The following is a 17,710-nucleotide window of genomic DNA, read 5'->3' as shown; positions in this document are numbered from 1 at the left end:
TTTATCGAATTATCAAAGCAACTTTCTCATAAATTAATCAATCCAGTAATTTTTATCAGTTCCTGGATTTTGATGTTCAATAGGCGGAGGAGTCATATAATCTTCACCAAACTCGTAAACCAAAATCTCATGAAATTTTCTAGGAACCTTCACAAGAATATTCTCATATGGCATTTCAATTGTATCATATAGCCACTCTTTCTTAATTCCACTTGGATAGTAAGAGTCATAGGTAGTACATGCAAGATCTGTAGCCTGCTCAACATCATATTGCAAAGCTAATTTCTCCAATTTTTCATTCCATTTCTGTGGAGAAGTCAGTCTAAAAATTGCAGATGCAAAATAACGTGGTAAATTTTTGACACCTCCATTATCTATTTTGACTCCTTTGAAATTCAGAGATGAAAGTCGAATAAATTGTTTATAAAGCCTCATCTTTTTTCTATCATGTTCATCTGTAACAACCCCATCGTATGGGAAAATGTCAACACAAGTACCCAGAATAACCGACTTATCCAAAAGATTAGCATCTCTTCTTGTCCTCACATCATAAACTCTCATATACGTATAAGGGTAGCCTTTTGTTTCTCTATATGAAATTAATCTATAGTAGGGATGTTTTTCATTTTTTAATATATCATAGAGCTTTTCAAATTCATCTCGAGCCAAAGAAATATCGGTATCATCATCCCAAGGAATAAAACCTTTATGGCGTACAGCACCTAGCAAGGTTCCAAAATCAATAAAATACTTGATTTCATGTTCCTCACACAATTCATGCAAATAGTTTAAAATATCTAATTCAATTTGTTTAATTTCTTCAAGAGTCAAAATTTTCTCTGACATCTATTATTCACTCCTAATCTTTTTATATCGAGTCAATGGCTTCTTCATTTCAATGACATCATTGAGATACCTTAATAATTTTCCACAATTGAAAATCATGATGAGAGAACCTTAGCTCAACTGGTGGCAATTGCGTATAATCTCCGTAGTCCGAAGTCAGAATTTCATGATAGTTTTTTGGAATCATAAATTCCTTACCTTCGAATACACCCGTAATAGTTTGATTCAACCACTCCCGCTTCCAGACTGGTTTATTCATATCTTTATAAATAAGATAGTCAACCAACTCGTAATCACCTACTTTTCTAGATTGAGCAAGCTCATCAATGCCTCTAATATACTTATTTGTATTTGTGAAATAGAAGATAATGACTGATATATAGCGAATTAGAGAATTTAATAGACTTTTAGTATTGGTAATCCCTTTAAATGTATAACAGCTTAATTGGCGTTTTTTTATAAGTCTTGTCATTTTATCTTTAAAAACTGAGTCATCCTCGTAACCATCTACAGGGAAAATATCTACATAAATTCCCATATTGGAATCAATTCGAACATCTTCTTCTAGTAAATAAGTTTGATTATCCTGAACTTTCATAAAGGGATAGACATAGTTGAGATTATTTTTATAAGACATCACTTCGTAACGTTCGTCAGGGTTAGCGATAAGGTAGTCTTGCAACTTCTCATAGTCTTCACGCAACATACAGATATCCATGTCATCATCCCAAGGAATAAAACCTTTATGACGAACCGCACCAATAAGACTGCCATAAGCTAGGAAATATTTGACACCAATTTTCTGACAAACTTCATGAATATATTCCATGATTCCTAGTTCCATCTGTTGAATCTCTCTAATATCAGTTACTTCCTGATAACGAATACCTTCATCACGTTTGCAAACAACTAATCCATAACCAATAATCAACCAAAAGATAATATTAATAAAGTTAGTTGAGTACATAATCTGACTTTCAAATAATTGACCGAACAAGATGCCAAAGAAAAGAATCATAATCAACTTTTCAGAGTTCTTTTTAGAAACAATCAAATAAGTCAAAAAGCGCTTAATTATATATCCTAGTAGAAGTAAAAAGGATACTAAACCTAAAATTCCAGAACTAACAAATATGGTTACAAAAATGTTATGGAAATTTCCACCAATAAGAGAGTTTTGAATCTCAAATTTACTGAAATATTTTGTGTAATAATCTGGAACATTCCGTACACCATAACCAAAAATTGGTTTTGCACTTCCCATTTTTATAGCATTTTTCCAAATATAAGTTCTACCACTAGGTGTCGTTTCTATTAGATGAAGTTCGCCTGTTTTTTTTATAACTGAAGAATCCGTTTCTGCATAAGATTGTCCTTTATTTAAGTCCAATACAGTTGCTCTCCCCGAAGATATGTAAATAGAAGTTACATAACTCAATCCGATGTTAGTAGCAGAAACAAGTAAAGCAGAAACAATAAAGATTAGAAATCGCTTAGCTAACTTGCCCCTGCTAATAAAGAAACTATATAACCCAATCATCAACACTAAAGATAATAAAGCTCCTCTACTTTGCATGGTTGCGAAGTAAACTAATTGAATCACATTATTCAGTTTTAGATAAACAGAGTATTTGTTTCCTTTATGAATCAAATACATAGCCAAAACAATGCTAATATATGAAAAAATTGCACTAGCATTGGGATTGACAATTCCCCACAAACGCCCATTCATAACACCGTAGTAATAAGATTGCTGTCCAATTTTAAATAGGATAAGTACTTTACTTACTAATAATGTAAACGCAAAAATTGCTGAAGAAAAAGAGACAATTTGAACCGTATAGGCAATCCAGTCAAATAATTTTTTAAGTTGCCCTGATTCTAACATGGTAAATAATAAAATATAGGTTACCATAAAGAGGATCTCGATCACATTTCCAATCAAATGTCCAGAGCGATTGAAAATAGCTGATAACAGATGACTTCCAGCCAATAGACCAAATAAGGACAGAAATTTACGATCTACTATAATTTTTTTCCACTTAAACAATAAGGTATAGCAAATGTAAAACAATACAATTGCTGATAATCCCTTGTAAAAAGGATTAGCTATCTTATAAACCAGTGAACTCATACTTAAAATCGAAATGAAAACAAATAGATATGCAATCCATAGTTTTGATTTTTCAAAGTATTCATCCATTTTTGAAAAATTCATTTTCAACTCCTTCTCATGATATTAGTTTTTTAATCCAACAATTTTTTTATATAGCCACGGAGAAAAGACAAGTAACAGAACAGCTATCTTACGAAATCTAGTGAAATAAGCATCCTTCCAGATTTCATATCGATGCTGAACAATCCAAGTCCTCAGCTCGGCTTTCTCCTTTTGATACTCTTCACGTGAAGTAAAGATAATTTTATCGTAAACTGTGATGTACGACCAACATTCTCTATTTATTAATTCGTATTTTAAATTAGGAAAGACTTGTGAAACCTGAGTGATTATTTTTTTATAAACCTCTATCGTGTCAAATACATGCCGATTAACAGATGTTGTCGCACTTCCCTCACGATGATCATAATAATAAATTGGTTTATCAATGAATACACTACTGCATCTTGTCTTTAGTAGCAATTCCGTTAAAAATAAGGCATCTTCAGCTAGATGGTAGTCTGTATTAAATTTTTCATCTGTCAGCAGGTCTCTCTTAAATAGTTTTGCGACTGGAAAGAATGATGTCTTAGTGGTCATCAGTAATTCTTTCATGGTTTCTTCTGTTGACCAAAGTTCTTTTCTACCAGAATACGGGGGTAAATCTGTCACTATTCCATTTTTGATATGGTGTAGAGGAGCAATCACAAAACCTACATTTCCTCCCTCAACTGCACTAGCTAAAGTAGCTAGGTAATCCTTGGTGACGAAATCATCACTATCAACAAAAGTTATCCAAACACCCGTCGCTAGCTGAATTCCAATATTTCTGGCATTAGAAACACCAGCATTTTCGATATGGTAAACCTTGATATTTTCATACTGATATGCTAAATGATCACAGATTTGTCCACTGGAATCAGTAGATCCATCATTTATTAGGATTAGTTCAAAATTAGTATAAGTCTGATGAAGAATTGACTCCACACATCGCTCCAGGTAGGCTTCTACATTGTAGACTGGAACGATAACGCTAATTTTTTCACCCATCATGCTCCATATTCTCCCTTGTATTCTGTATAAGACTTATCCATATCAGCGATGACAGCATCATGATGTGGTAACTGCTTGTCTGCTGGTGGAGGTGTCATATAATCCCCAAAAGCAGTGCTGAGATAAGCATCATAGCCGACTGGAATAGGCATCTCTGTCTCTTCAAATGGCAAGAAGAGATTATCTTCAAAAGATTCGATTAGGTACTTATTTCTCATGTAACCAGGACCCGAGCATAATTCCGTGATTCCATCGCTCTCAGCTAGACTGTACTTGGTCATTTCTTTTTCAGCTTTTTTCCAAATGCGATAACGAAGAGATTTCGGCGTCAAACCGAGTAAAATGCGACTTCCCCACTTCATAAGTGCGCCATGTTTTTCTGGAATAGTTTGCGCACAAAAAAGAGAATAAATCAAGGCCCAGTGAACCTGCTTTTTCCGCTCAGCTGGATTTTTAGGATAATAATCCAAAGGTAAAACATCCAAGGCCAGACCATGTGGCAAATCCAAATCCTGCTGATAAGGTTTGATACAGGTAGTTTCCTTGTCACGAATGGTAATAAAAAGATTGCGGTCGACAAAATCCTTATTACTCTTTGACAAGAAATAACGCTCATCTGCATAACGAGGCCATAATTCTGCTAATTTTTCATAGTCCTTACGGGGCATAAAAAAGTCTAGGTCGTCGTCCCAAGGAATAAACCCCTTGTTTCGAAGGGCGCCAATAGCACCTCCTCCACAGAGATAACAAAGCAAATCATGTTCCTTGCAAAAAGCCACAAAATATTCAGCCATCTCCAGACTTCGAGCCTGAATTGCTTTTAAATCAGTCATATTGTTCATTATTCTTTCTATCGTATCGTTCCATTATACCATAAATAAGGGATGAAAATCTATTGCAGACTGTAAAAAATCAAAGCTTGACTGCTGGATACATAGCCTTCAAACTTTGATTTTTCTGTCTTATCTTATCTCATTCCCATTTGAGCGAGCTTGGTTTGATATTTATTTTGGTCTACTAAGAGTGCCTGTCCTCCATAGACATCATAGGCATCGACCCAATCACCTAGTTCTGGAACTGTTAATCTTTCAATGCCATTTTGCGCTCCATCTAGGAAGGATAAACCATTGGTCAGTAGGAAACTATACGGAACATTCGTAGAGGTCATCCCAAAGACCTTACCAAGTGCTTCTGATCCAGTAAAGAGTTTGGTTGGATCCTTGAGTTGCTGCAGAACAGCTGTCAGCACTTGCTGTTGTCTCTTGGTACGACCGTAATCACCTTCATCATCATCACGGAAACGTGCATAATTGAGCAAGGTTGAACCGTTCATCTGCTGTTTCCCAACTTTAATAGTCTGGGTTGGTGACTCTGTTTCCGTAGCATGTAAATCATCTCCGACTGTAGCTTCGGTTAAAGGTTGACCTTCTAAGGTTGAGAATTTGGCATCAATCGTTACACCGTCAGGAAATAGGGTGTCAATAGCAGTTGCGAAGGCCTGGAAGTCTACCAAAGCGTAGTACTTAATGTCCAAGTCAAAATTGTCTTTTAGGACTTTTCGAACCATTTCTGCCCCTTTTTGCCCCTCTTGTTCCCCTAACTCATAGGCCACATTCAACTTATTATCGGACTGCTTTCTACCATTAATGACTTGACTGTATCCGTCTATATAAACCAAATTGTCACGCATAAAGCTGGCCAGTTTGATTTTTTTATCTGAGCCACCAACGTTTAGAACCATAATCGAGTCCGTTCTCGTCTCAGCACTATTTTGGCCAATCCGTCCATCTGTTCCCATGATCAAGATATTAACCCCATCCTTGGTATCTTGACCATGAAAAACTTCTACTTGAGCTGCCTTAGCATTGGCAGGTTTGGTTGGATCCGCATTTGAATAGCCTTTTAGGAACATAAAAATCATGCCAAAACCGACACAGGCTAGAAGAGCAAGCAGTCCTGCAAAAATGCGCCCCCAACGAATCTTACGTTTTTTGGACTTAACCTTTGGAAGAGAGTGGCTTTTCTGGTATTTTTTTGCACGGCTACGGTTACCATAGGATGGAAGAGGAGACTGATTGACTGGTTCCATGAAAGACTCTTCCATATCGTGATTTTCATTATAAATTTCTGGAGAAGCTTCACTACCACTAGCCATATTTAACTTACCTTGCAAGTAAGCAAACTCTTTTTTCTCTCGCTCATTGAGATAATGAATGTTCTTAAAGAGATAGTCATAACGCAACTGCTCATGATGACTTAAGGGATTTTCTTTACTCATCTTCTCTCCTTTCCATGGTCTGATATTGGATAAATAGGATAGGCGCCCAGTACTTTATACTGGATTCCAATCGCTTCTAATTCTTTTTGGGCAAAGTGGACCAAGTCCTCATCAGCATAGTTCACATCAATAATGAAAAAGTATTCTCCCAGTGCTGTCTTGAGTGGCCGACTTTCAATTTTTGTCAGGTCAATTCCTCTCCAAGCAAAGGTCGAAAGAGCCTTGTAGAGGGCACCGGGAAGGTTGTCCGGTAAGGTCAAGGCCAAACTCATTTTCTCAGTTTGTGCTTGCAAGGGAATGGCTGCACCTTCAGCTCCCAAAACCCAGAAACGTGTGAAATTAGCTTCCATTTCCTGAATATCCTCAGCAATCAGTTCCAAGCCATATTCTTCTGCAGAACTTCTTGGTGCAATGGCTGCATAAGGCTGGTCTGGATGTTCGGAAATAAAGCGGGCCGCATAGGCTGTACTAGCAGTCACCTCGATTTGGGCCTCTGGATATTGTTCATCGATGAATTTCTTTCCTTGAGCCAAAGCCTGTGGATGAGAAAAAATCTTTTCAATCTTAGTATGGCCTGGAACCACCATCAACTGCTGATGAATAGGCTGAACGATTTCTGCAACTGCTTGAATGCGAGCCTGATGAAAAAGGTAGTCCAAGGTTTCATGAACACTACCCTCGATAGAATTTTCAACTGGCACCACAGAATAGTCCACCAAACCTTGCTCATAGGCCTTGATGACATCTGTAATATTAGCAAAGGCCTGCAATTCCTCATGAGGAAAAGCTGTCTGCACAACGTGGTGTGAAAATGATCCCTTGGGACCTAGATAAGCAATTTTCATCTCAGTTCCTCTATAATTTCATCTGGGCTTAGCTCGGTCACATCCAAAATCCGACTAGCCACTTCCTCATACCAAGCCTGTCTTTCTTGGAAAATAGCTGCTAATTCTTCCTTGCTATTATTTAGAAAAAGCGGACGCTGATTGTCCTTATCAGTTGATATTCGTTGGTAGAGGGTTTCAAAATCAGCTTTCAGGTAGATATTATCAGAATTTGTCTTTAGTAAGTCACGATTTCGCTGAGAAACGACCACTCCTCCACCAGTTGACACAACTTGGTCTCTTTGTAGTAAATCAGCTAGGACTTCTGATTCTACCTGACGAAAGGCCGCTTCTCCCTTTTCAGCGAAAAAATCAGCAATGGACATGCCCAAACATTCCTCGATTAAGGCATCCATATCGATGTAGTCTGGGTTCAAACCTCTTGCAATAGTCGATTTGCCAGCCCCCATAAATCCGAGTAATACCTTAGCCATGAATCAAGTTCTCCAAATCATCAAAGAAGCTAGGATAGCTGGTATTGATGGCTTCTGCACGATCAAGCTCCACTACTCCATCAGCAACCAAGAGGGCCGCGATAGCTGTCATCATGCCGATACGATGGTCTCCAAAAGTATTGACTCTAGCACCGTGAAGTGCTGATTTTCCTTTGATAATCATTCCATCAGCTGTAGGTGTGATATGCGCACCCATGCTATTTAAAGCATCTGCCACCACCTGAATGCGGTCTGTTTCTTTGACTTTAAGTTCCTCAGCATCCTTAATAACTGTTACACCTTGAGCTTGGGTCGCAAGTAGAGCGATAATGGGCAATTCATCAATCAAGCGTGGAATCAAAGCGCCACCAATCTCTGTTCCTTTTAAGTCAGAAGACTCAACAGTCAAGGTTGCAGATTTAGCGACTGGGTCAATTTCAGTAACTTCTAATTTTCCACCCATGGCGCGAATGACATCAATGATACCTGTACGCGTTTCGTTAATACCAACATTCTTCAGCACTACACGAGAATTTGGAACAATCAAACCTGCGACCAACCAAAAGGCTGCACTGGAAATATCTCCTGGAACAACCACCTTTTGTCCTGTCAATTTTTGTGGCCCTTGGACTGTGATTTTTTTGCCCTCCACACTTAAATGACCACCAAATTGTTGCAGCATATCTTCAGTATGATTACGGGTGCACTCTTTTTCGATAATTACAGACTCCCCCTGGGCCTGCAAGGCCGCAAACATCAAGGCTGACTTGACTTGGGCAGAGGCAATTGGCAACTCATAATGAATAGGTCTTAGGTTTTTCGTCCCTTTTAAATGAAGGGGAGGAAGGTCTCGCTCAGTTTGCCCTGAAATACTAACGCCCATTTTTTTCAGTGGAATAGTCACACGATCCATAGGACGTTTGGAAAGACTGTCGTCTCCGAACATCTCTACTTCAAAATCTGCACCAGCAAGGACACCTGAAATCAGACGAATCGAGGTGCCAGAATTTCCCATATCAAGGGCATTTTGCGGCGCTTTTAAGCCATCCATGCCTACACCTTGAATGGTAATAACCCCATCTTTGTCCTCAATTTCAACACCAAGGTCACGAAAAACCTGCATGGTCGAAAGAACGTCTTCACCTCGCAGAATATCATAAACCTTGGTCTCACCCTCAGCCAAACTTCCAAAGATAATAGAACGGTGACTGATAGACTTGTCACCTGGAACTCGGATACTGCCGTGTAAGTGGAGAATGTTTGTTTTTAGTTTCATACTGGACCTCATACTTGCAATACTTTTACCTATTTTATCATAAAAAGCCAGAAATTCCTTAAAAATTCCTGACTTTATGATAGTTATTTTCTTATTTTAGCAATTCTGAAACTGGTTCGAAAACAATTTTTTCAATGTCAGAAAGGTAAATTGCCAATTGTTGTTGCTTGGTAAAGAATTCTGATAAGAGGCTATTCCCTTGAATCTGCTTGCCAAAGCCTTCCATTTTCGCTTGAAAGGATGCGTCTGGCATTTGACCTGTCTGTGCTAGTCTTTGAATTTCCTCTTGGAAGGCAACATATTCTGTAAAAATTTTGCTTGCCTCAGCATCTGCTGAAATAGCATCTTTAGCTGCTTTAACAGCCTTGTATTCTGGTAATTCGCGTAGACCGCGACTGAGTTCGTTTGCACTATCGTAAATATTTGACATGATTTTCTCCTTATTTGATGACGACTGTATAGTCGGTGTTTTCTGTTATGAGGTGCTCCGCTCTTTCCAAGTCTTGAGCATTTTTAAATGAAATTTGTAGGATCCCGTGAATATCCTCACGGTTTTCCTCATTGATGTGAATATTAACCAAGGAAGTTCCACGTAGCAGTTCCAAAATCCTCAAGATGACATCTTCTTCATCGGGAACATCGACATAAAGGTCATAAGAGCTATCCACACCGCCACGCTTATGGATTTCCATGGCCTGACGTTGCTCACGCGCTTGGTTGAAAAAATTCCAGATTTGCTCTTCATCTCCCTTGCTGATGGCTTGTCCAACCGCTTCTAAACGTTCCTTAAAATCCGCAATTCGATCCAGAATAGTTTCACGATTGGACAAGAGAATGGAGGTCCACATACCCGGCTCGCTTTCTGCAATTCGAGTCATATCTCGAAAACCACCGGCCGCAAATCGCCTTGCCATCTCATGTTCTTGAGCATAAACCGCGGTCTGCTCCATGAGACTGGAAGCCAGAATATGAGGAAAATGGCTAATCTGAGAAGTCACTCGATCGTGCTCCTTGGCATCAATCTCGATAAAACGGGCATGAAGACCTGAAAGCAGATCCTTCATTTCATCAAGCGTGTCCTGACTTGTCAGGCTTGAAGGTGTGAAGATATAATAGGCATTTTCAAAGAGATTGACATCCGCAGAGGCAGCCCCTGTCTTGTGACTACCAGCCATGGGATGGGCCCCGACAAAACGAACAGACTTGCCAGCCAAATAGTTCTCCGCTGCATCAACAATGGCCGACTTGGTCGAACCAGCATCTGAAATAATCACGCCTTCTTTCAAGTCCAAGTTGGCCAACTCCTTAATAAAGGAAATGGTTTGCTTTATTGGCAAGCTAAGAATAATGATATCCGCAAGAGGAGCAAAACTGGCAAAATCATCCGTTGCTCGGTCAATCATGCCTTCTTTCAAGGCAATATCTCTCGAAGCTTGACTGCGATTATAGCCTAAAATTTCATAATCTGGATGATCGCGTTTGATACCAAGTGCCATAGAGGCACCGATCAATCCAAGGCCTGCGATATAGACTGTTTTTGCCATAGGAACTCCTTAATAGTTCTTTGTATAGTCTCGGTGTTTGGCCACTGCTTCTTTTAATTCCTCTAGATTATCTGATGAGAATTTTTCAAGGATTTCTTGTGCCAGAACCGTTGCCACAACGGCTTCCATAACCACACCTGCAGCTGGAAGAGCAGTCGGATCACTTCTTTCGACTGTTGCCTTGTAGGGTTCATGGGTTTCAATATCCACACTCATAAGTGGTTTATAAAGAGTAGGAATGGGTTTCATGACGCCACGAACAACAATAGGTTGCCCATTGGTCATACCACCTTCAAAGCCGCCAAGATTGTTGGTACGGCGGGTATAGCCGTCTTCTTTAGACCAAAGAATTTCATCCATGACCTGGCTGCCTTTACGATAACCAGCTTCAAAGCCAAGACCAAATTCCACTCCTTTAAAGGCATTGATAGAGACAACTGCTTGGGCCAATCTTGCATCCAATTTTCTGTCCCATTGGACATAGGAACCAAGACCAACTGGAACACCTCCAACGACTGTCTCCACAACCCCACCGATAGTATCACCGTCACGTTTGATTTGGTCAATATAATCCTTGATTTCCTGTTCTCTTTCTTGGTTAACAATAGAAACTTCAGACCGGGCAGCTCGTTCCTTAATCTCAGTGACTGTCAGATTTTCAGGTACATCGATTTCCTTGCCACCAAAGACTACAACATGGTTAGCAATCTCCATATCCAGCTCAGCCAAGAGGCGTTTAGCTACTGCTCCGACTGCCACCCGCATAGTTGTTTCACGGGCAGATGAGCGTTCCAAGGAATTTCGCAAATCATCAAAACGGTACTTGATCCCCCCAACCAAATCGGCATGACCTGGACGAGGATGGGTGATTTTTCGTTTACTTTTAAGGCGGTCTTCAATGTCCTCTGCAGACATGATATCCAGCCATTTTTGGTGGTCCTTATTGACGACATCCATGGTAATAGGAGCACCTGTCGTCTTCCCATGGCGAACACCTGAAGTAAAGACAACTTGGTCGCTCTCAATCTTCATACGACCGCCACGACCGTAGCCACCCTGACGGCGTTTAAGGTCGCCATTGATATCCTCAGCTGTCAAAGGTAGTCCAGCTGGAATTCCTTCAATGATAGCTGTCAGACGGGGACCGTGTGATTCTCCTGCTGTTAAATATCTCATACACTCTCCTTATTTTACCAAGTAGTCTTTCATCTCTTCCAGAGAAACTGGGTGAATAGTCGCTGAACCAAGCTCTGGTACCAAGATCAATTTCAAGGTATTGCCACGCGCTTTCTTGTCATGAGTCAAAGCTTGATAAAGCTTATCTACATCCCAGTTTTCATAGTCAACAGGCAAACCAAACTTCTGGCACATCTCTGTGATAGATTGGGTAATACCAGCTGGCATAAGGTCTTTTTCCTCAGCAACCTTGGAAATCTGCACCATGCCCATGGCCACAGCCTCTCCATGCATGACTTTTCCATAACCGGCAGTTGCTTCAATAGCATGGCCAATAGTATGGCCAAAATTGAGGTAAAGACGAACACCATTGTCCAACTCATCCTCAACCACCATCTTGCGCTTGACCTGACAAGAATGCTCAATCAAGGTCTCTGCATGTTCCAAAATGCCCGAAACAGAACCATCCAGCTCCGTCAAAATTTTCCATAGTTCTGGATCCTCAATCAAGCCATATTTGATAACTTCGCCCATCCCTTCAATCAACTCTCTTTTTCCGAGGGTTCCAAGAACAAGTGGGTCAATCAGAACCCCATCTGGTTGGGCAAAGGTACCCACCATATTTTTAGCAAATGGAGTATTAACACCCGTCTTTCCACCTATAGAAGAATCCACCTGAGCTGTCAAGCTGGTCGGAATCTGAACAAAGTGAATACCCCGCATATAGGTAGAGGCTACGAAACCAGCCAGGTCTCCAACGACACCACCACCAAGAGCCACGATTCCATCGCTACGAGTCAGACCTTGCTTAACTAAAAATTCATAGACTTTCTGGACAGTGGTTAAATTCTTTCTTTCTTCCCCTTCCAAAAAGTCAAAAACTGCTACCTGAAAACCAGCATCTTCTAGGCTGAGCTTGACCTTCTCTGCATAAAGAGAAGCTACATGGTTGTCTGTCACAATGACTACCTTTTGTGGTTGCCAGAGTTCTCGCAACCATTGACCAGCCTGAGCCAGACAGCCTTTTTCAATCTGAATATCATAAGGATGATGAGGAATATCGATTCTGATTTTCATAGGAGAATCTCCCTTTCTTTATTGGTATTTTTCTGTTAAGGACTGCCAAATCTCTTCTGTCGGCATTTCCTTTCCTGTCCACAGTTGAAAAGCTTCTGCAGCTTGATAGAGCAACATTCCCAGACCATTGACGGCTGGATTTCCCTGACTTCTGGCCCATTTCAAAAATGGGGTTTCAAAAGGCTTGTAAATGATATCTGCTACTAAAAGAGTTTCTGATAGGACAATGTTTTCAGGAACTGGAGATGATTGACCATCCATTCCTACACTTGTCGCATTGACCAGTAAATCCGACCCAGCAATCCTTGCTTGCAGTTCGGGAACATCTTCTAAAGCATACAAGTCCACTTTAAAACCTGTCTGCTCTTGTAACTTGTCTAGATAAGGTCTTGTTTTTTCCATCGAAACCGAACGAACAAAGACAGAAATCTGACTGACACCATCCAAAATAGCCTGTGCCAAGATTGATTTAGCCGCACCACCTGCACCCAGCAAGGTCATCTTCTTACCTGTAATTGTAAAAGAAGGCAAGCTCTTAAAAAATCCCTTGCCATCTGTATTATATCCAATTAAATTGCCATTCTCATTGACAACCGTATTAACCGCACCAATCAAGCGCGCTTCATCGCTCAGCTCATCCAAATAAGGAATCACCTGCTCCTTATAGGGCATGGACAGGTTGATGCCAAACATCTGGTAGCGACGAATATTGGCCACTGTTTCTGCCAAGTCAGCCACTTCAATCTCCCAAGCCACATAAGCACCATTGGTAGCTGTCGCCTCAAAGGCACTATTGTGGATAAAGGGGGAAATCGAATGCTTAATAGGATTGGCAACAACTGCAGCTAAACGTGTATAGCCATCAAGCTTCATCCAAAATCTCCCGAATTTTTTTCATGTTAGCTAGGGAAATCTGACCTGGGGCACTTGCCTCATCTAGACTAGCAAAGGACCAGCTAGAACCTGTCACATCCGCAGTGATACGAGAGACCTTACCCACCTTGCCCATAGAAATAGTTACATACTCCTGCTCAGGATTGAGGGTTTTAAAGCCTCGTGTATAGTTCATCAAGTCTAGCACATCCTGCTCCGTGTGAGCCATAGCCGCAACCTTAACAAGTTTTGGATTTAAGCTCGTCAACTCTGACAAGATTTCCATCATATTTTCAGGTGTTTCTTGGAAATTGTGGTAACTCAAAACGAGATTTGGGAAGTCCAGCATTTCCTCAAAAACATCCTTGTAGCTGTAGTACTCAAAATCAATATAATCTGGTTGATAGAGTTGCGCCACTTCCTTGATTAGATGGATATATTCTTCTGGAGAAAGGTCGATTTCTCCCCCTTCAGAGCGAGTTCGCAATGTGAAAACCAACTCACGGCCTGCGAATTTTTCAAAAATCGCTGGAGCTACCTGCAAAATCGCTTCTTTAGGTAGATAGTCGGCACGCCATTCAATGATGTCGGCATCCAGGTACCTCGTGGCATCCAGAGCCTGGGCCTCCTCTAAACTTCTTGGCATTACTGAAACGATTAATTTCATTTACTAACCTTCATACTAATCACCTTGAGGTAATTACTACTTTCATCTTTTTTATTATAGGCGAAATCTGCTGGAAGACCGTATTTGTTTAAAATCTGGTAACTTCTTCCTGCAAAGCCTTTATCAATTTGTTCTGTAAATTTCTGACGGGAAACATTGGCAGCATTGGTACTGGCAATGATAATCCCTTCCGGATTTAAAATCTCAAGACTCTGGGATATCAACTTGTGATAATCCTTAGCCACAGAAAATGTTTGTTTTTTATTCCGAGCAAAGCTAGGTGGATCTAGGACAATCACATCATAGGTCAAGCCTTTTCGCTTGGCATACTTGAAATACTCAAAGACATCCATGACTATAAAACGATGGTCGTCTGTGCTGATTGCATTTGCCTGAAAATGCGCTTGAGACAATTCTCGTGAACGTTTAGCTAGGTCAACCGAAGTAGTCTGGCTTGCTCCTCCCATGGCCGCAGCTACTGAAAAGGCTGCTGTGTAGGAAAACATATTGAGCAAGGATTTACCCATAGCCAACCCATCCACTAGACTACCACGAACCTCGTGCTGATCTAGGAAAATCCCTGTCATCAAGCCATCATTCATAAAGACTTGATACAGAACACCATTTTCCAGAACAGTGAAAAAGTCAGGTGCTTCTTGGCCATAAACATGGGCAGATTCATAGTCCAAACCCTTAAAACGGATCTTCTCATAGGTCCCTAAAACCTCAGGAAAAACCTGTCTAAAGGCTTCTGAGATGGTCTGACGAATCTGATAAACATAAGAGTTATACCAAGAAAAAACAGCATAGTCGCCATAAAGGTCCACTGTCAGACCGCCAAAGCCATCTCCCTCTTGGTTGAAGAGACGAAAGGCAGTTGTCAATTCGTCTTGATAGTAGGCACTTCTCTTTTCTTTAGCTTGTCTAAACAGTGCTTCAAAGAAAGCTTGATTGAAGGTCACCTTATCTGTGCTCACAAACCAGCCCAAGCCCTTGTTTTGCTGAGAAAGGTAGGCAGTACCAAGAAAGTTTCCATCTTGACTATGAACTTCTACTTCCTGATCCTTGAGATTGATATTCTCAAGGTCGCTGGCTTCTAGTAAAACTAGCCCTTTAGCGAGCTTCTTTTCAACCCTTTTGCTGACTCTTATTCTATTCATAGTCACTATTATAGCAAATTTTGTGACAATTCTCAAAAAAGAAACTACCCTTGCTTTTTTACTCTAGTTTTAAAAAATGGTATACTAATACTAATAAAAACTTAGGAAGTAATTGTGTGAGAATCAATTTTAGCAAAATCCAAAAAGCCATGGGTACCAGACTGGGTTTTGTCCTAACCCTTTTAATCCTCTATTGGCTCAAAACCTTACTAGCCTATACCGTTGACTTTAATTTAGATATTCAATTGGGCAAGCTGCAAGGGAATTACCTTGCCTTTATCGCTTTTTTCAATCCCCTTCCCTTGGGACTCCTCCTGCTGGCTCTAGCCCTCTATGCTCGGTCAACCAAGATCTTTTATGGCCTTAGTATAGCTATTTATAGCCTTTTGTTCATTTGGCTTTATTCCAATATCTTTTACTATCGAGAATTTAGTGACTTTATCACGGCCAATACCATGAAAGTGGTCAGCAAGGTGTCTGTTGGTACTGCCGAACTAGAGTTACTGCGCTTTTGGGATTTCATCTATTTTATGGATTTCCCATTGCTGGCTTATCTTCTCTATAAGAAGCTCATCCAGCTGGATAGGAGACCTTTCAAATTCCGCTCCAGTGTTGCTATCACTGCTCTCTCAGCCCTGCTCTTTTCTGCTAATCTTTTCTTGGCTGAAATCGAACGTCCCGATCTCCTATCGCGAGGATTTTCTAATTATTATATTGTTCGTGCCCTTAGTTTGCCAGCCTTTTTAGGTTATAGTGCCAACCAATCCTATAGCGCCAACAAAGAACGTGCTAAGGCCTCTGAGACCGACCTTCAACCTATTACAGATTATGTCCAAGAACATTCGACTAAGCCTAATCCAGACTATTTTGGATTAGCCAAAGGGAAAAATGTGATTTATCTCCACTTGGAAAGTTTCCAGCAGTTCCTACTGGACTATAAACTCAACATAGATGGAACTGATCATGAAGTCACTCCCTTCCTTAATTCACTCTACCATTCGCAATCAACCCTAGCCTTTTCGAATATCTTTAACCAAGTCAAGGCTGGTAAGACCTCAGATGCGGAAACCATGCTGGAGACTGGTTTGTTTGGACTTGACCAAGGTTCCTTCATGGTCAACTATGGAGGTACCAATACCCAGCAGGCTGCGCCTTTTATCCTATCAAAAAATGGCTACCAATCAAGTGCAGTCTTTCATGGTAATATTGGGACCTTCTGGAACCGAAATACAACCTACAAACAATGGGGCTACCAATACTTCTTTGATGCTTCCTATTTTACCAAGCAAGACAGTAGCAATTCTTTCCAATATGGTTTAAATGATAAAATCATGATGAAAGATTCTATCCAATATCTAGAGCACTTGCAGCAGCCTTTTTATGCTAAGTATATCACGGTGTCCAATCACTATCCCTATGCTAGCAATCTGACTGGCGATGAGCTTGGTTTCCCCTTGGCCAAAACCAAAGATGAAACGATCAATGGCTACTTCCAAACAGCTAACTATCTGGATAGTGCTATCAAGGCCTTCTTTGACTATCTCAAAGAAAGTGGCCTCTATGAAAAATCCATCCTCATCATCTACGGAGACCATTATGGAATTTCTAACTCCCGCAATCCTGACCTGGCTCCCTTGATTGGCAAGACTTCTGAGAACTGGTCGAATTACGACAATGCCATGTTGCAACGAGTGCCTTTTATGGTGGTCATGCCTGGCTATGAAAAAGGACAAATCATCAATACCTACGGTGGACAAATCGATATCTTACCGACTCTTGAACACCTCCTTGGTATTGAGTCCAATTCCTTCCTACAAGTTGGACAAGATCTTCTGTCTCCAGATCATCAAGAAATCGTTGCCTTTCGGACTGCCAATTCCTTCGTTACACCAAAATACACCAGTTATGACGGACGAACCTACTATACTGAGAGCGGTCTTGAAATCAGCAACCTTGATGAACAAGCTCAGACTGAACTAGAAATCGTTCGTCAAGCAGCCAGTCAACAGCTGAAAATTAGCGATCAGATTCAAACTGGCGATTTGATACGTTTCTACCAAGCAGATCATCTTGGAAAAGTTGATACAGAAAGTATTTCTTACCTCAATTCCTTGCCAATTCTGCAAAAGATTGAGCAGGAAAAAGGAAGTCAATCAACCAGTCTCTTTAGCCAACGACAAGGTAAAACCAGTGCTGACCTTTTCAAGGCACCAAGTTACCAAGAACTCCATCCAGAGTCGGCAGAAACCGAATCAAAATCACAATAAAAATGCTCTTCCGTCTTGGA

The 17,710-nt window shown here is 40.5% G+C and carries 16 protein-coding genes; 1 reads left to right on the top strand and 15 read right to left on the bottom strand.

From position 1 onward, the window contains the following. Positions 1-33 precede the first annotated feature (33 nt). From O3664_RS01015 to O3664_RS00945, 15 genes are all read right to left on the bottom strand, one after another. Complete coding sequence (locus O3664_RS01015) at positions 34-846, bottom strand: phosphorylcholine transferase LicD (RefSeq protein ID WP_004257303.1); 813 nt, start codon at positions 844-846, stop codon at positions 34-36. 58 nt (positions 847-904) lie between these two features. Then, positions 905-3,064, bottom strand: coding sequence for a LicD family protein (locus tag O3664_RS01010; RefSeq protein ID WP_004257299.1), 2,160 nt, complete (start codon positions 3,062-3,064; stop codon positions 905-907). Positions 3,065-3,085: 21 nt separating this feature from the next. Next, positions 3,086-4,054 (bottom strand): glycosyltransferase family 2 protein, encoded by a 969-nt coding sequence (locus O3664_RS01005; protein WP_371613495.1) that lies wholly within the window; start codon positions 4,052-4,054, stop codon positions 3,086-3,088. Then, positions 4,051-4,896, bottom strand: a complete 846-nt coding sequence (locus tag O3664_RS01000; protein WP_371613494.1) for a phosphorylcholine transferase LicD — start codon at positions 4,894-4,896, stop codon at positions 4,051-4,053. Before O3664_RS01000 ends, O3664_RS01005 begins: the two co-directional genes overlap by 4 nt. 125 nt (positions 4,897-5,021) lie before the next feature. Next, positions 5,022-6,332 carry an LCP family protein gene (locus tag O3664_RS00995; protein WP_371613493.1) on the bottom strand — a complete coding sequence of 437 codons (1,311 nt, stop codon included), beginning with the start codon at positions 6,330-6,332 and terminating at the stop codon, positions 5,022-5,024. Further along, positions 6,329-7,177 (bottom strand): prephenate dehydratase, encoded by an 849-nt coding sequence (gene pheA, locus O3664_RS00990; RefSeq protein ID WP_261076832.1) that lies wholly within the window; start codon positions 7,175-7,177, stop codon positions 6,329-6,331. Before pheA ends, O3664_RS00995 begins: the two co-directional genes overlap by 4 nt. After that, a complete protein-coding gene (locus O3664_RS00985) occupies positions 7,174-7,650 on the bottom strand; it encodes a shikimate kinase (RefSeq protein ID WP_049542912.1) in 477 nt (158 codons plus the stop codon). Before O3664_RS00985 ends, pheA begins: the two co-directional genes overlap by 4 nt. After that, positions 7,643-8,926 (bottom strand): 3-phosphoshikimate 1-carboxyvinyltransferase, encoded by a 1,284-nt coding sequence (gene aroA, locus O3664_RS00980; protein ID WP_371613492.1) that lies wholly within the window; start codon positions 8,924-8,926, stop codon positions 7,643-7,645. The genes O3664_RS00985 and aroA overlap by 8 nt, the downstream gene beginning before the upstream one ends. A 91-nt stretch (positions 8,927-9,017) precedes the next feature. After that, entirely contained in the window at positions 9,018-9,356 is a 339-nt protein-coding gene (locus tag O3664_RS00975) for a YlbF/YmcA family competence regulator (protein WP_000065980.1), read from the bottom strand. Between the two features lie 10 nt (positions 9,357-9,366). Next, positions 9,367-10,470 carry a prephenate dehydrogenase gene (locus tag O3664_RS00970; protein ID WP_371613491.1) on the bottom strand — a complete coding sequence of 368 codons (1,104 nt, stop codon included), beginning with the start codon at positions 10,468-10,470 and terminating at the stop codon, positions 9,367-9,369. A gap of 9 nt (positions 10,471-10,479) precedes the next feature. Then, a complete protein-coding gene (aroC, locus tag O3664_RS00965) occupies positions 10,480-11,646 on the bottom strand; it encodes a chorismate synthase (RefSeq protein ID WP_371613490.1) in 1,167 nt (388 codons plus the stop codon). Positions 11,647-11,655: 9 nt separating this feature from the next. Continuing rightward, positions 11,656-12,723 carry a 3-dehydroquinate synthase gene (gene aroB / locus O3664_RS00960; protein ID WP_371613489.1) on the bottom strand — a complete coding sequence of 356 codons (1,068 nt, stop codon included), beginning with the start codon at positions 12,721-12,723 and terminating at the stop codon, positions 11,656-11,658. 18 nt (positions 12,724-12,741) lie between these two features. Next, complete coding sequence (locus O3664_RS00955) at positions 12,742-13,596, bottom strand: shikimate dehydrogenase (protein WP_078238277.1); 855 nt, start codon at positions 13,594-13,596, stop codon at positions 12,742-12,744. After that, complete coding sequence (gene aroD / locus O3664_RS00950) at positions 13,586-14,263, bottom strand: type I 3-dehydroquinate dehydratase (RefSeq protein ID WP_173233364.1); 678 nt, start codon at positions 14,261-14,263, stop codon at positions 13,586-13,588. The genes O3664_RS00955 and aroD overlap by 11 nt, the downstream gene beginning before the upstream one ends. Then, positions 14,260-15,423, bottom strand: a complete 1,164-nt coding sequence (locus O3664_RS00945; RefSeq protein ID WP_371613488.1) for a class I SAM-dependent rRNA methyltransferase — start codon at positions 15,421-15,423, stop codon at positions 14,260-14,262. Before O3664_RS00945 ends, aroD begins: the two co-directional genes overlap by 4 nt. Before the next feature lie 149 nt (positions 15,424-15,572). Here O3664_RS00945 and O3664_RS00940 point away from each other — a divergent pair, with 149 nt between their 5' ends. Next, positions 15,573-17,690, top strand: a complete 2,118-nt coding sequence (locus tag O3664_RS00940; RefSeq protein WP_371613497.1) for an LTA synthase family protein — start codon at positions 15,573-15,575, stop codon at positions 17,688-17,690. Positions 17,691-17,710: the final 20 nt, after the last annotated feature.

The organism is Streptococcus sp. 27098_8_109, from assembly GCF_041432295.1.
In the GTDB taxonomy this organism is placed as follows: domain Bacteria; phylum Bacillota; class Bacilli; order Lactobacillales; family Streptococcaceae; genus Streptococcus.
Note: the sequence above shows the minus strand (reverse complement) of the source record. Positions and strands in the feature narration are given on the sequence as shown.